Origin of the sequence: Cellulomonas sp. HZM (assembly GCF_000708885.1) — a bacterium.
GTDB lineage: Bacteria > Actinomycetota > Actinomycetes > Actinomycetales > Cellulomonadaceae > Cellulomonas.
In genome coordinates, this window is sequence record NZ_JEOE01000001.1 from 192178 (window position 1) to 204874 (window position 12697).

Genomic DNA, 12697 nt, shown 5'->3' on the forward strand with positions numbered 1-12697 from the left:
CGCGCTTCGGACGGGCGCCCGGAACCCTCCTCTGGCATAGCCGTCGGCCGCTACGGTCGCGAGCATGGACACGCTTGGCGCCGTCTTGACCTGGGTCGGGCTCGTGCTCTCGCTCGTGGGCACCGTCGTCGCGGGCCGCATCGTGTACGCGGACCTGCGCCAGCACCAGCCCACCCGGTCCGTGTTCGTCCCGCAGAAAGTCGCCGACGCGTGGCGGCGGCGATTCCGGCCAGGTCAGGGTCCACGACTTCGGTGGAACGGCAGCAGCATGTACGGGCGCCCGGTCATCGACTTCGAGGCCATGTCGGCCATAGGTGATCGACCGGAGACCCTGGCCGAGCTCGCTGCACGTGTGGACGCGCTCGTCGCGATCACCCGCCAGCTCGACGAACTCGCGATCGCTCACGAAGTCGAGCTCGGGCAGCGCAACGACGCGCTCTCGAAGCGGATCGACGAGGCCCGCGCACTCACCGTCGAGACGATCACCGGCTCGGCTCGCGTCGAGCTCTGGGGCCTCGTACTCGTCGGGCTCAGCGTCATCGCAGGGACCCTCGGCGCCCTCCTGTAGCCGAGCCCACGTACGCCCACGTCCCGGCCTGAAACGCCAACCCGCACCAAGCCAACCCACAACCGGCCCACGCGGCCATCCTGACCGCCACGCGGCACTCCCCCCGCCCCACCCCCGGCACCCACGACGCACCAACCGCGGGCGAGAAGTTGAACGACCGAAACCGGCGCCGATCCAGACACTCGCCGCATCGATCGCCCCGATCGGACCTCACCGGGACAACCCGCTGGCCCCGGGGGGGGTAGGCGAGCACGGTGCACACTCGACGCTGCCCGGAAGGAAAACCCGGGCCGGGCCGGGCGGAAGTGCTAGTGGGCGGTCGGATGGTGGCCGTGCTCGGCTTCGAGATACTGCTCGAGGGCGGCGCGGACAATGTCAGAGCGGCCGACGCCGTCGTCGTCGGCACGGGCGTCAAGCCGGGCTCGGAGATCGTCCGGCACGCGGACAGTGATCGGCGGCGTGTGGGCGCCGATCTTGCCGGTCAGCGATGGGCGCCCTGCGCGTTTGCTTGTGGTGGGCGCCTTGCGCGGGGACGGAATGCCCAGGCGCACCCCCAGCGCGACGCGGCGGGCGCGCTGTTCGGTGAGCCGCTTGCCGTGGTAGGTGACGTCCTCGCGGTCAAGGTCGGAGGCGATGATCACGGCGTCCGGAGGGATGCGGTGCCCGTCGGGGGGCTGGGTGCTCATGACTTCCTCCTGTCGCGCCACTTGCGTGGCATCGCGTGGATGACGGTCCACGCGTCCTCGGGGTTCCCGTCGGGTGCCTTGTCGTCGGGGACAAGGATCATCTCGAGTTCGATGCCGTCATCGGTGGTTCCGTAGTAGGTGCGGGCGTCGCCCGTGGTGTGTTGCAGCTCAGCGGATCGAAGCGCTTGGGCGATCCGCGCGCTGGAGAGCAGGTGCTTGCGTGCCGAGCGGCTGACCCGGATGCGCATGACAGGAATACTGTCATACAGAAACCTACGCCCGATAGACGGCGGCACAACCTCACCGACGCAATGCAGCCTGCTCAGCGGACCGCTGCAGGTGGTGCGGGATGCGGGCACACCACTCGATCCGCGAAACGTAAGCCGATGGTTCTCGACACTCGCGGAACCCTCGGGCGTCGGAGGTTCCTTGCACGCCACTCGGTATACCGCGTTGACGAGCATGGTCAACGCAGGCGTCCCTATGTCCGTCGTGTCGCGGCTAGCCGGTCACGAGGCGATCAACATCACGATCGACATCTACGGGCACGCGTCAGAGGCTGCTGCTCGCGACGCGGTCGGAGCAGCGGCCGTGGCGCTGGGCCTCGGGTGAACCGGCATCGCGTGACTCCTCGCTCGCCTGCGAGACGCGATCAGGGGCGGTTCCGTCCTTCCGGAAACCGCCCCTGACCTGCTACTTCATCGGTCGGGCTGACAGGATTTGAACCTGCGACCCCTTGACCCCCAGTCAAGTGCGCTACCAAGCTGCGCCACAGCCCGATGGCCCCGCGGGGCCTCGGAAACTCTACCCCACACCGGCGCCGGTCTCGGACACGCGCCCGCTCAACGGTGGGGCGCCACCTCGCCCTGCGCTCGCGCGTCTCCCCCGGTCAGCACGTACAGCTCGGCCGCGACGAGCGTGAGCAGCACGATCCCGACCACGAGCCCGACGGTCGCCGCCCACTCGACGAGCCGGAACAGGAACGGCTGCGTGACGAGCAGGCCGACGTACAGCGACCGCCGGTACCACTCGAAGGCGGGCACGCCGCGTGACGAGCGGACGCCGATGCCCGCGAGCACGAGCTGCGCGACTCCCCCGACGCCCACGCCGATCGCGGCGAACATCGGGTCGTGCAGCGCGATCGCCCACCCGATCGCGGCGAGGGCGGCGACGACGACGAGTCCCGCGACGACGGGCCCGAGCCAGCGGGCGCCCGAGAGCAGCCGGCGCGCGGCGCTCTCGACGCGACGAGCCGCCGCACCCACGAGGCTCGGCAGCTCCTGCTCGTCGGCCGGGATCGCCTCGATGAGCGCGCGCGCCTCGGGGGCTCCCGCGACATGCTCGTCGGGCAGCCGGCGCAGCGCACGGTCACGTGCGCGTTCGCTGAGGCCGCCGGCGACGCCGGCCACCGCCTCGTCGACCGCCGCCGCGAGCGACTCGCTGCTGTGCCAGCCACGTCGACGCTGCAGCGCCTCGCCGAGCAGCAGGAGCGCGATCGCGACGACGTAGATGAGCGCGGGCGTCGGCGCGAAGAAGTAGTCGTTGTCGGCGGTGAGGAACTTGCCGATCTCGTCGACGAACAGCCCGAAGCCCACGCCGCCGACGAGTGACACGACCGGCCGCACGACCGGCCCCGCGTAGGACATCGCCAGCACGAGCGCGATGCCCATGAGCAGGCCGCCCCACAGCACGTGCGCGATGTGCAGCCCGCTGCTGCCGCCGACCTGCGGGTAGCCGGTCGCCGCGAGCAGCGCGCGCGTGAGCAGGACGGTCGCGACCGTCACGACGACGAACGCCGCGACGTGCCGCGATCCCGACGGGTCGCGGGGCAGGCCGATCCGCAGCAGCAGGTTACGGTGCCGGACCTCGTCCGGGTCGTGCACCTCGTGCTGCGGACCGGGCTGCGGGCCGCTCACCGCTTGCGCTTCTCCCGGACCCGAACGGAGATCGAGATGGGCGAGCCCTCGAAGCCGAACGTCTCGCGCAGGCGGCGTTCGATGTACCGGCGATAGCCGGGGTCGAGGAAGCCCGTGGTGAAGATGACGAACCGGGGCGGCCGTGTCGAGGCCTGCGTGGCGAAAAGGATGCGCGGCTGCTTGCCGCCGCGCACCGGGTGCGGGTGCGCCGCGACCAGCTCGCCCAGGAACGCGTTGAGCCGACCCGTCGAGATGCGCGTGTCCCACGAGTCCAGCGCGCGCTCGAGCGCAGGCACCATGCGGTCGGTGTGCCAGCCCGTGCGGGCCGAGACGTTGACGCGCGGCGCCCACTGCACCTGGACCAGGTCCTGCTCGATCTCACGCTCGAGGAACGGGCGGCGGTCCTCGTCCATGAGGTCCCACTTGTTGTACGCGATGACGAGCGCACGGCCCGCGTCCACGACCTGCGAGATCACGCGCGTGTCCTGCTCGGTCATCTTCGTCGACGCGTCGACGAGCACGACCGCGACCTCCGCCTTCTCGATCGCGGCCTGCGTGCGCAGCGACGCGTAGAAGTCAGCGCCGGACGTCTGGTGCACGCGGCGCCGGATGCCCGCGGTGTCGACGAACACCCACGGCTTGCCCCGCAGCTCGACGAGCTCGTCCACCGGGTCACGGGTGGTCCCGGCCACGGAGTCGACCACGACGCGCTCCTTGCCGAGCAGCTTGTTGAGCATCGAGGACTTGCCGACGTTGGGCCGGCCGACGAGCGCCACGCGGCGCGGTCCGTCGGGCAGCACCACGCCGTGCGCGGAGACCTCGGGCAGCACGTCGAGCACCGCGTCGAGCAGGTCGCCCGTGCCGCGTCCGTGCAGCGCGGAGACCGGGTACGGCTCGCCGAGGCCCAGGCCCCACAGCGCGGCGGCGTCGGCCTCGCCCGCGGGCCCGTCGACCTTGTTGGCGCACAGCACCACGGGCTTTCCCGCGCGGCGCAGCAGGCGCACGACGCGCTCGTCAGTGTCCGTGGAACCCACGGTCGCGTCGACGACGAACACCACGGCGTCGGCCAGCGCGATCGCGACCTCCGCCTGCTCGGCGACGCGGCGGTCGATGCCCGCGACGTCGACCTCCCAGCCACCCGTGTCGACGAGCGTGAACCGGCGTCCTGCCCACTCGGCGGGGTAGCTGACGCGGTCGCGCGTCACGCCCGGCTTGTCCTCGACGACCGCCTCGCGGCGGCCGATGATCCGGTTGACGAGCGTCGACTTGCCGACGTTCGGCCGCCCGACGACGGCGAGAACCGGCAGCGCAGCCTCGGGCTCGCGGTCCTCGTCGTCGGCGAAGCCGTGCAGGAGGGCGAGGTCGTCGTCCTCGAGGTCGTACTCGTCGAGCCCCGCGCGCAGGGCGCGCTCGCGGTCGGCGTCGCCGCTCTCGTCGGGGAGCACCAGGGCGGTGTCACTGCTCTCGTCCAGCAGCTCCAGGTCGGGATCGGTCTCGCTCATGGGGCCATTGTCCCTGACGGCGGGCCCGGACGACGAACCACGCCCGCGTCAGTGACCCCGCTCACGCAGCGGGTCGTCGGTCGGGAGCTCGATGCCGGACGACGCGACCGCCCGCGCGACGACCGCCGTGAGCGCCGCGCGCACGGTCTCGTTCGCGTCGGCCAACGCCTCCCGCCCTGTGCGACCGGGTGCGCGCTCGACCGTCACGGGCGGCCCGAACTCGACGTGCAGCCGTCGTCGCAGGCCCGGCAGGTGGTTGACCGACTCCCCCGTGCGGCGCGTGCCGAGCACGGCCACGGGGACCACGGGCGCCCCGCCGTTGAGCGCGAGCCACGCGATGCCGGCCCGGGCACCGGCGGCGTCACCCCGGCCGCGGTTGCCCTCCGGGAAGATGCCCACCACGTCGCCGCGGCGCAGCACGCCGAGCCCCGTGGTGAGCGCGGCCCGGCCGCCGTCCCGGTCGACCGGGACCTGACCCGCGGCACGCAGCACCCATCCGACGGGCCCGACGAACATCTGCTCCTTGACCAGGATGTGCGCGCCGCGTGGCGCGACGCCCAGCAGGATCGGGCCGTCGAGCAGGCCCGTGTGGTTGGCGGCGAGCAGCACCGGTCCGTCGTCGGGCACGTGCTCGGCACCGACGACCCGCGTGTCCCACACGACGCGCGCGAGGAACCGTCCGACCCAGCGGGACCAGCGCGGACCCCACGGGGAGGGCAGCGTCGGCGCTCCCGAGGCGGCCACCGTCAGGCGCGCGACGCCACGACGGCGAGCACCGCCTGGACGGTCTGGTCGAAGTCGAGGTGCGACGAGTCGACGGTCACGACGCCGTCGGCAGCGACCTGGAACTGCACGACGGTCGAGTCGTCGGCGTCGCGGCGCAGCACCTGGTCGCGCGTGGCGGCCACCGACGCGGCGTCCGCGGCACCGTGGACCTCGAGGGCGCGACGAGCGAGCCGCGCCTCCTCGGACGCGGTGAGCAGCACACGGACGTCGGCGTCGGGAGCGACGACCGTCGTGATGTCACGGCCCTCCGCGACGATCCCCCGGCCCTGCGAGAACGAGCCGTCGGCGCGCTCCACGTCGATCGCCACACGCTGCAGCCGACGCAGCTCGGCACGGACGTCGAGGTTGGTCGCCACCGAGCTCACGGCCGCCGAGATCGCGGTCTCGCGGATCGCGGCGCCCACGTCGGTGCCGCCGACCGTCACGCTCGGCGCGGCCGGGTCGACGCCCATGACGAGCGGCATCGCGCGCACCGCGTCCGCCACGCGCTCGGCGTCGTCGAGCGCGACGCCCTGCTCGAGGCACCACCACGTCGCGGCGCGGTACATCGCGCCGGTGTCGAGGTAGGCCAGCCCCAGCTCACGGGCGACGGCGCGCGACACGCTGGACTTGCCGGACCCCGAGGGACCGTCGATCGCGACGACGAGCGGGGTGCTCAGGTCGGGGGTGCTCAACTCACCAGTCTCCATCCGCGGGCCGTCAGCTCCGCCTCGAGGTGCGCGGCGCCGCCGGGCAGCACCGAGATGTGCGCCATGCCGGCCGGTCGGCCGGCGGCGTGCTCGAGGACCAGCTCCTCGAGGTTGATCCCGGCCTCGCCGACCTCGGTCAGCAGCCGGGCGAGCTCACCCGGGGCGTCCGGCACCAGCACCGTGACCACCGTGTACCGACGCGGCGCACCGCCGTGCTTGCCGGGGATGCGAGCGACGCCCGCGTTGCCGTGCGCGACCGCACCCGCGATCGCGGTGAGGACACCGGGCGCGACGGTCTCGGGGCCGCTCGCCTCGTCGGCCCGGCCCAGGGCATCGACGACGACGTCGAGGTCGTCGCGCAGCGCGACGAGGACGTCCCGCACCGCACCGGCGTTCGCGGCGAGGATCGAGGTCCACAGGGCGGGGTCCGACGCCGCGATGCGGGTCACGTCGCGCAGCCCCTGCCCGGCGAGCCCGAGCGCGACGTCGTCGGCGTGCTCCAGGCGCGCCGCGACCAGCGACGACATGACCTGCGGGACGTGCGAGACGAGCGCGACCGCCTCGTCGTGCCGCCGTGCGTCGAGGACCACGGGGACCGCACCGAGGTCGACCGCGAGCGCACGCACCGCGAGGACCGCCTCGTCGGACGACTCCCCCGAGCTCGCGATGACCCAGGGACGTCCGAGGAACAGGTCGGGGACCGCGGCCGACGGTCCCGAGCGCTCGCGGCCCGCCATCGGGTGCGAGCCGACGTACCGGGTGAGGTCCGCACCGCTCGCGCGCAGCTCGTCGAGCACGTGGCCCTTGACGCTCGCGACGTCCGTCACGACGGCGTGCGGGTGCGCCGCGAGCTCCGCGGCGACGACGGCCGCCGTCACGTCCGGCGGCGCCGCGACCAGCACCAGCGCGGGCTCGTCGTCCTCCGCCGTGGCGGGCCGGCCCGCGCCCACGTCGCGCGCGAGCGCCAGCGCGGTGCGCGACGGGTCGTCGAGCACGACGTCCACGCCCTCCGCACGCAGCGCGAGGCCGACGGACGCACCGAGCAGCCCGGTCCCGACGACCCGCACGGGTCCGCGGGTCGCTGCGCTCACATCCCCGCCTGCGACATGAGCGAGCCCAGCTCGGTCTTGGACAGCACGCGGGTGCGGCCGGGCTTGAGGTCGCCGAGGCGGACCGGGCCGATGCTCGTGCGCACCAGCTTGGTCACCGGGTGACCCAGCTCGTCGAACAGCCGGCGCACCACACGGTTGCGGCCCTCGTGCAGCGTGATCTCGACGAGGCTCAGGTGCGAGAGCGCCTGGACGACGTGGAAGCGGTCGATCTCGACCCGGCCGTCCTCGAGGTCCACACCCTTCGCCGCACGCGCCGCGAGGCCCGCCGTGACCTTGCCCTCGACCTCGGCCAGGTAGGTCTTGGCGACACCGTGCGACGGGTGGCTCAGCCGGTTCGCGAGGTCGCCGTCGTTCGTCAGCAGGATCAGGCCCTCGGTGTCCGCGTCCAGGCGGCCCACATGGAACAGCCGCTCCTCGCGGTTCGCGACGTACTGCGCGATCGTCGGGCGCCCCTCCGGGTCGTGCATCGTCGAGACGACGCCCTTGGGCTTGTTGAGCGCGATCGTGATCATCGACGTGTCGAGCTGCACGCGCAGCCCGTCGACATGGATCACCGCGCTGATCGGGTCGACGCGGACGCCGAGCTCACGCACCGTCTGGCCGTCGACCGTGACACGCCCCGTCGCGATGAGGTCCTCGCACGCGCGGCGCGAACCGAGGCCGGCGGCGGCGAGCACCTTCTGCAGGCGTGTGCCGTCGGGGTCGTGCACGTCGATCTGCGGCTCGGGCGCGGGCCGTGGCCCACGGCGGGCGGGCGTCCGGCCTGCCGGCGCACCGCCTCGCGAGGCAGGCTTGCGCGCGCCCTGGGCGGGCTTGCGTCCTCCGCGGTGCGGCTGGGGGCTCATCGGGTCTCCCGGGGGGTCTGGCTGCGGTCCGGTGCGTCGACGCCGTCGAGGGCGTCGAGATCCGGCAGGTACGGGGCGAGGGGCGGCAGGTCGTCGAGACCCGCCAGGCCCATGCGCTCCAAGAAGTATCCCGTGGTCTCGTACAGGAGCGCGCCACTCGACGGGTCGGTGCCCACCTCGGCGACGAGCCCGCGCGCCGTGAGCGTGCGCACGACGCCGTCGACGTTCACACCGCGCACCGCGGAGACCTGCCCGCGCGTGACCGGCTGGCGGTACGCGATCACGGCGAGCGTCTCGAGCGCCGCCTGGGTCAACCGGGCACTCTGCCCGTCGAGCACGAAGCGCGCGACCACGTCCGCGTACACCGGGGCCGAGTACACACGCCAGCCATCGCCGACGAAGCGGAGCTCGAACCCTCGCGCACGCCCACCGCGCTCTCCCCGGTAGTCCGCCGCGAGCTCCGCGAGCAATGCTTCGACCTCGTCGGTCGGGAGCGCGAGCACCGTCGCGAGGCGCACCGCCGAGATCGGCTCGTCGGCGACCATGAGCACCGCCTCGAGCGCAGCGAGAGCGCCGCCCGGGAGGTCGGCCACGTCGAACGCGAGCTCGTCGGCGGCCGGGTTCTGCGTCGCGGCGGCGTCGTCCGGGGCGTCGGCCGGTCCGTCGACGGCCGCGTCGGCCTGCGGTGCCTGGGTGTTCTCGCTCATGCGTCCTCTCCCGGTGCCTCGTCGGGCGCGTGGGTCTCGTCGGGCGCGTCGCCCGTGGCCGTCTCGCCTGCCCCGCCTGCCGTCGTGTCCAGCTGGTCGAAGTCGTCGGACACCTCGACGTCGCCCTCGGCCGAGCCCGTCCAGCGGACCGTCAGCTCACCGAGTGGCGTCACCTGGTCGAAACCCACGGCTCCCTCGCGGAACAGCTCGAGCAACGCCAGGAACCTGGCGACGACCACGATCGTCCCGTCCGCGTCCGCGACGAGCGCACGGAACGTCGTGGCGCCCGAGTGCCGCAGCCGGTCCACCAGCACCGCTGCCTGCTCGCGGACGCTGACCGCCGGCGCGTGCAGGTGGCTGATGTCGACGCCGGGCGGCGGCGCCTTCGGTGCGAGCGCCTTCGCCGCCAGCGCCGCGAGCTGGTCGGGGCCGATCTGCCAGACCAGCTCCGGCAGCAGCGCGGCCAGGTGCGGTTCGAGCTGCACGACGCGCGGGAACCGGCGCCCCTCGGACGCGTACCGCTCCGCGAGGTCCGCCGCCACCTGCTTGTACGCGCGGTACTGCAGGAGCCGGGCGAACAGCAGGTCGCGCGCCTCGAGGAGCTCGAGGTCCTCGGCGTCCTCCACGTCGGCCGACGGCAGCAGGCGCGCGGCCTTGAGGTCGAGCAGCGTCGCCGCGACGACCAGGAACTCCGACGCGCGGTTGAGGTCCCACGCGGCCTCGGCGGCGCGGATGTAGGCGATGAACTCGTCGGTCACGCGCGCGAGGGCGACCTCGGTGATGTCGAGCTTGTGCTTCGCGATGAGGCCGAGCAGCAGGTCGAACGGGCCGGAGAAGTTGTCGAGGTGCACCTCGAACCCGGCCGTGCCGGCGGGGGCCGCAGGCGCTGTCGGCGCCGTCGACGGGTCCCGCCGGTCCGGAGCGGCAACGGTCGCGGCGGGCGCCTGCGCGTCAGGCGGCGTCGCCACGGGCGACGAGCTCACGCGCGAGCTGCCGGTAGGCCGCGGCGCCGGCGTGCGACGGCGCGTACGTGGTGATCGGCTCCGCGGCGACGGTCGCGTCCGGGAACTTCACGGTCCGGCCGATCACCGTGTGCAGGAGCGTGTCGCCGAACGCCTCGTGCACGCGCGCCACGACCTCGCGCGCGTGCAGCGTGCGCGAGTCGTACATCGTCGCGAGGATGCCGTCGACCTGCAGACGGGGGTTGAGCCGGTCCCGCACCTTCTCGATCGTCTCGACGAGCAGCGCGACGCCGCGCAGCGCGAAGAACTCGCACTCGAGCGGGATGAGCACGCCGTGGGCAGCGGTCAGCGCGTTGACGGTGAGCAGGCCGAGCGACGGCTGGCAGTCGACGAGGATCACGTCGTAGTCGTCGAGCACCGGCCGCAGCACGCGGGACAGCACGGACTCGCGCGCGACCTCGCCGACGAGCTGCACCTCGGCCGCGGACAGGTCGATGTTGGCCGGGAGCAGGTCGAGGCCCTCGGTGGCCGTCGGACGGATGAGGTCCGAGATGTGCGCGTCGCGCTCCATCAGCAGGTTGTAGACGGTCCGCTCGAGCTCGTGCGGGCTCACGCCCAGGCCGACGGACGCGGCGCCCTGCGGGTCGAAGTCGACGATGAGCACGCGACGCCCGTACTCGGCGAGGGCAGCGGCCAGGTTGATCGTGGTCGTCGTCTTGCCGACGCCACCCTTCTGGTTGCACATCGCGATCACGCGCGCGGGCCCGTGGGACGCCAACGGGGACGGCTCGGGGAAGACCGGCATCGGTCGTCCGACGGCGTCGAGGTCCTGGGTCGACAGCTGGCTCACCACGCCGCACACCCTACCGGCGCGAGGCCTCGTCGGACCGCTGCGCCACGGACGTCCTGCGGGCACGCGGGTGTGACTGCGCGTACACCTCGCGCAGGGACTCCACCGTGACGAGCGTGTAGATCTGCGTCGTCGTCACCGAGGCGTGCCCCAGCAGCTCCTGCACCACGCGGACGTCCGCGCCCCCGTTGAGCAGGTGGGTCGCGAACGAGTGCCGCAGCGTGTGCGGGGACACGCGCTCGGCGTCGGGGATCCCGGACCGCAGGGCCGCCGTCCGCAGCACGGCCCACGCGCTCTGCCGGGACAGCGGCGCGCCCCGGGTGTTGAGGAACACGGTCGCCGTGCCGCGACCGCCCGCGGCGAGGGCCGGCCGTGCTCGCACGAGGTACGCCTCGACCGCGTCGCGGGCCACGTTGCCCATCGGCACGACGCGCTCCTTGCGTCCCTTGCCGAACAGCCGCACCGAGGCGAGGTCCGGCGTCAGGTCCACGTCGTCGACCGCGAGCCCGACGGCCTCGGAGATGCGGGCGCCGGTGGAGTACACGAGCTCGAGCAGCGCCCGGTCGCGCAGCGGCACGGGACCGTCGCCCAGTCCCGCGGCATCGAGGATGCGCGCGACCTCGTCGACGCCGATCGCCTTGGGCAGCCTGCGCGGCTGCGCGGGCGGGCGCACCTCACGCGCGGGGTCGGTGCCGGCGACGCCCTCGAGCACCGCGAACCGGTGCCAGCCGCGCACCGCGACGACGGCGCGGGCCGACGACGACGCCGACAGCGGTGTCCCCCCGTCGGCGCCGCTGCGGATCGCGACGACGTAGTCGGCGACGTCCTGCTCCCCGACGCCGTCGAGCGTCGAGCGCGATCGCACGCGCAGGTACGCCGCGTACCGCACGAGGTCGCGCCGGTACGCCGCGAGCGTGTGCTGGGACAACCCGCGCTCGACCGCGAGATGGGCGAGGTACGTCTCGAGCTGCTCGCCGAGCACCCCGTCGTCGTCGACCGCCTGCTCCTGCGCCACGCCGCGCGCCCCGTCCTGTCGTCGCCCGGACCGGGCGTCAGAGGGGAAGGAAGACGTCGACCGCGATCGCCACCGACAGCAGGGTCAGGTAGGTGATGGACGCGTGGAACACGCTCATCTCGCGGAGCTTGCCGTGCTCCGGGTCCTGCGCGCGTCGCAGCAGCGCGATGCACGTCCACAGGAACCACACGCCGAGCACCGCGGCGCTCACGCCGTACACCCACCCGAGGTCAGGGTTCAGCACGAGCACGAGCGAGCACGCGATCATCGCGAGCGTGTACGCCACCATCTCGCGCGCGACCTTCGCGTCGGCCGCGACCACCGGCAGCATCGGCACGCCCGCCGCGGCGTAGTCGTTGCGGAACTTCATCGACAGCGGCCAGTAGTGCGGAGGTGTCCAGAAGAAGATGACGCCGAACAGCGCCGCCGCCTCCCAGTGCAGGCCGCCCGTCACCGCGGACCAGCCGATGAGCACCGGCATGCAGCCCGCCGCGCCGCCCCAGACGATGTTCTGCGGCGTGCGGCGCTTGAGGATCATCGTGTAGCCGACGACGTAGATGAGGATCGCGACCGCGGTCAGGAGCGCCGACACGGCGTTGACGAACCCTGCGAGCCACGCGAGCGAACCCGCACCGAGCAGCAGGCCGAACACGAGCGCCGCGCGCGGCGAGACCTCGCCGGTGACGATCGGACGCCGCTTGGTGCGGTGCATGACCTGGTCGATGTCGCGGTCGAGGTAGCAGTTCAGCACGTTGGCCGAGCCCGCTGCCGCCGCACCGCCGACGAGGGTCGCGAGCACGAGCCACAGCGACGGCAGACCGCCCTGCGCCAGGATCATCGTCGGGACCGTCGTGACGAGCAGCAGCTCGATCACGCGGGGCTTCGTCAGCGCGACGTACGGCCCCACGACCGTCCGCCACGTGCGGCGTCCTGCCGCCGAGCCCGTCCTCGCGGTCGGCGCGGCCGACGCTCCGGCGTCGTCGACCGACAGGGGACTGGTGAGGCGCACGCGCAGCTATCCGTTCGTCGTCCGGACGGGCGGGCCGCCGGCGCGGGTGG

15 protein-coding genes and 1 tRNA gene are annotated in these 12697 nt (G+C 73.3%); 2 read left to right on the forward strand and 14 right to left on the reverse strand.

Features of this window, described 5'->3' with window-relative positions; translation table 11 throughout:
* The first annotated feature begins 64 nt into the window (after window positions 1–64).
* Window positions 65–568 (forward strand): hypothetical protein, encoded by a 504-nt coding sequence (locus AW16_RS0100975; protein WP_034647879.1) that lies wholly within the window; start codon window positions 65–67, stop codon window positions 566–568.
* A gap of 308 nt (window positions 569–876) precedes the next feature.
* On the opposite strand, the gene AW16_RS16690 is transcribed toward AW16_RS0100975, so the two are convergent.
* Both AW16_RS16690 and AW16_RS0100985 read right to left on the reverse strand, forming a co-directional pair.
* Window positions 877–1254 carry a ribbon-helix-helix domain-containing protein gene (locus AW16_RS16690; protein WP_034647882.1) on the reverse strand — a complete coding sequence of 126 codons (378 nt, stop codon included), beginning with the start codon at window positions 1252–1254 and terminating at the stop codon, window positions 877–879.
* A complete protein-coding gene (locus tag AW16_RS0100985) occupies window positions 1251–1502 on the reverse strand; it encodes a hypothetical protein (protein WP_029287355.1) in 252 nt (83 codons plus the stop codon). The genes AW16_RS16690 and AW16_RS0100985 overlap by 4 nt, the downstream gene beginning before the upstream one ends.
* Between AW16_RS0100985 and AW16_RS17930 the strand changes: the two genes are divergently transcribed.
* Entirely contained in the window at window positions 1501–1866 is a 366-nt protein-coding gene (locus AW16_RS17930; RefSeq protein WP_197021515.1) for a tyrosine-type recombinase/integrase, read from the forward strand. The genes AW16_RS0100985 and AW16_RS17930 overlap by 2 nt on opposite strands.
* 93 nt (window positions 1867–1959) lie before the next feature.
* On the opposite strand, the gene AW16_RS0100995 is transcribed toward AW16_RS17930, so the two are convergent.
* From AW16_RS0100995 to AW16_RS0101050, 12 genes are all read right to left on the reverse strand, one after another.
* Window positions 1960–2033 (reverse strand) — tRNA-Pro (locus AW16_RS0100995).
* A 63-nt stretch (window positions 2034–2096) separates the two neighbouring features.
* Window positions 2097–3170 carry a hypothetical protein gene (locus tag AW16_RS17410; protein WP_231495904.1) on the reverse strand — a complete coding sequence of 358 codons (1074 nt, stop codon included), beginning with the start codon at window positions 3168–3170 and terminating at the stop codon, window positions 2097–2099.
* A complete protein-coding gene (der, locus tag AW16_RS0101005) occupies window positions 3167–4672 on the reverse strand; it encodes a ribosome biogenesis GTPase Der (RefSeq protein ID WP_029287358.1) in 1506 nt (501 codons plus the stop codon). The genes AW16_RS17410 and der overlap by 4 nt, the downstream gene beginning before the upstream one ends.
* Window positions 4673–4720: 48 nt before the next feature.
* Window positions 4721–5332 carry a 1-acyl-sn-glycerol-3-phosphate acyltransferase gene (locus AW16_RS0101010; RefSeq protein WP_231495905.1) on the reverse strand — a complete coding sequence of 204 codons (612 nt, stop codon included), beginning with the start codon at window positions 5330–5332 and terminating at the stop codon, window positions 4721–4723.
* 86 nt (window positions 5333–5418) lie between these two features.
* Complete coding sequence (gene cmk / locus AW16_RS0101015) at window positions 5419–6147, reverse strand: (d)CMP kinase (RefSeq protein WP_029287362.1); 729 nt, start codon at window positions 6145–6147, stop codon at window positions 5419–5421.
* Window positions 6129–7238: a prephenate dehydrogenase gene (locus tag AW16_RS0101020; protein WP_029287364.1), complete on the reverse strand. Its 1110-nt coding sequence runs from the start codon at window positions 7236–7238 to the stop codon at window positions 6129–6131. The genes cmk and AW16_RS0101020 overlap by 19 nt, the downstream gene beginning before the upstream one ends.
* Entirely contained in the window at window positions 7235–8104 is an 870-nt protein-coding gene (locus AW16_RS0101025; RefSeq protein WP_051681547.1) for a pseudouridine synthase, read from the reverse strand. Before AW16_RS0101025 ends, AW16_RS0101020 begins: the two co-directional genes overlap by 4 nt.
* Complete coding sequence (scpB, locus tag AW16_RS0101030; protein ID WP_051681548.1) at window positions 8101–8811, reverse strand: SMC-Scp complex subunit ScpB; 711 nt, start codon at window positions 8809–8811, stop codon at window positions 8101–8103. The genes AW16_RS0101025 and scpB overlap by 4 nt, the downstream gene beginning before the upstream one ends.
* The gene (locus AW16_RS0101035) at window positions 8808–9779 is read right to left on the reverse strand and encodes a ScpA family protein (protein WP_034647884.1); all 972 of its coding nucleotides are present in this window, start codon (window positions 9777–9779) and stop codon (window positions 8808–8810) included. Before AW16_RS0101035 ends, scpB begins: the two co-directional genes overlap by 4 nt.
* Window positions 9763–10578, reverse strand: coding sequence for a ParA family protein (locus tag AW16_RS0101040; protein ID WP_231495920.1), 816 nt, complete (start codon window positions 10576–10578; stop codon window positions 9763–9765). Before AW16_RS0101040 ends, AW16_RS0101035 begins: the two co-directional genes overlap by 17 nt.
* Window positions 10579–10636: 58 nt before the next feature.
* Window positions 10637–11638, reverse strand: a complete 1002-nt coding sequence (locus tag AW16_RS0101045; protein ID WP_081861383.1) for a site-specific tyrosine recombinase XerD — start codon at window positions 11636–11638, stop codon at window positions 10637–10639.
* 37 nt (window positions 11639–11675) lie between these two features.
* Complete coding sequence (locus AW16_RS0101050) at window positions 11676–12647, reverse strand: heme o synthase (RefSeq protein ID WP_029287376.1); 972 nt, start codon at window positions 12645–12647, stop codon at window positions 11676–11678.
* Window positions 12648–12697 lie beyond the last annotated feature (50 nt).

Excerpts from the sequence above, each read along its gene's own strand:
- AW16_RS0100975 (WP_034647879.1), top strand. The coding sequence starts at position 65 with ATGGACACGCTTGGCGCCGTCTTGACCTGGGTCGGGCTCGTGCTCTCG.
- AW16_RS16690 (WP_034647882.1), bottom strand. The coding sequence starts at position 1,254 with ATGAGCACCCAGCCCCCCGACGGGCACCGCATCCCTCCGGACGCCGTG.
- AW16_RS17930 (WP_197021515.1), top strand. The coding sequence starts at position 1,501 with ATGACAGGAATACTGTCATACAGAAACCTACGCCCGATAGACGGCGGC.
- AW16_RS0100985 (WP_029287355.1), bottom strand. The coding sequence starts at position 1,502 with ATGCGCATCCGGGTCAGCCGCTCGGCACGCAAGCACCTGCTCTCCAGC.
- der (WP_029287358.1), bottom strand. The coding sequence starts at position 4,672 with ATGAGCGAGACCGATCCCGACCTGGAGCTGCTGGACGAGAGCAGTGAC.
- cmk (WP_029287362.1), bottom strand. The coding sequence starts at position 6,147 with ATGGAGACTGGTGAGTTGAGCACCCCCGACCTGAGCACCCCGCTCGTC.
- AW16_RS0101025 (WP_051681547.1), bottom strand. The coding sequence starts at position 8,104 with ATGAGCCCCCAGCCGCACCGCGGAGGACGCAAGCCCGCCCAGGGCGCG.
- scpB (WP_051681548.1), bottom strand. The coding sequence starts at position 8,811 with ATGAGCGAGAACACCCAGGCACCGCAGGCCGACGCGGCCGTCGACGGA.
- AW16_RS0101040 (WP_231495920.1), bottom strand. The coding sequence starts at position 10,578 with ATGCCGGTCTTCCCCGAGCCGTCCCCGTTGGCGTCCCACGGGCCCGCG.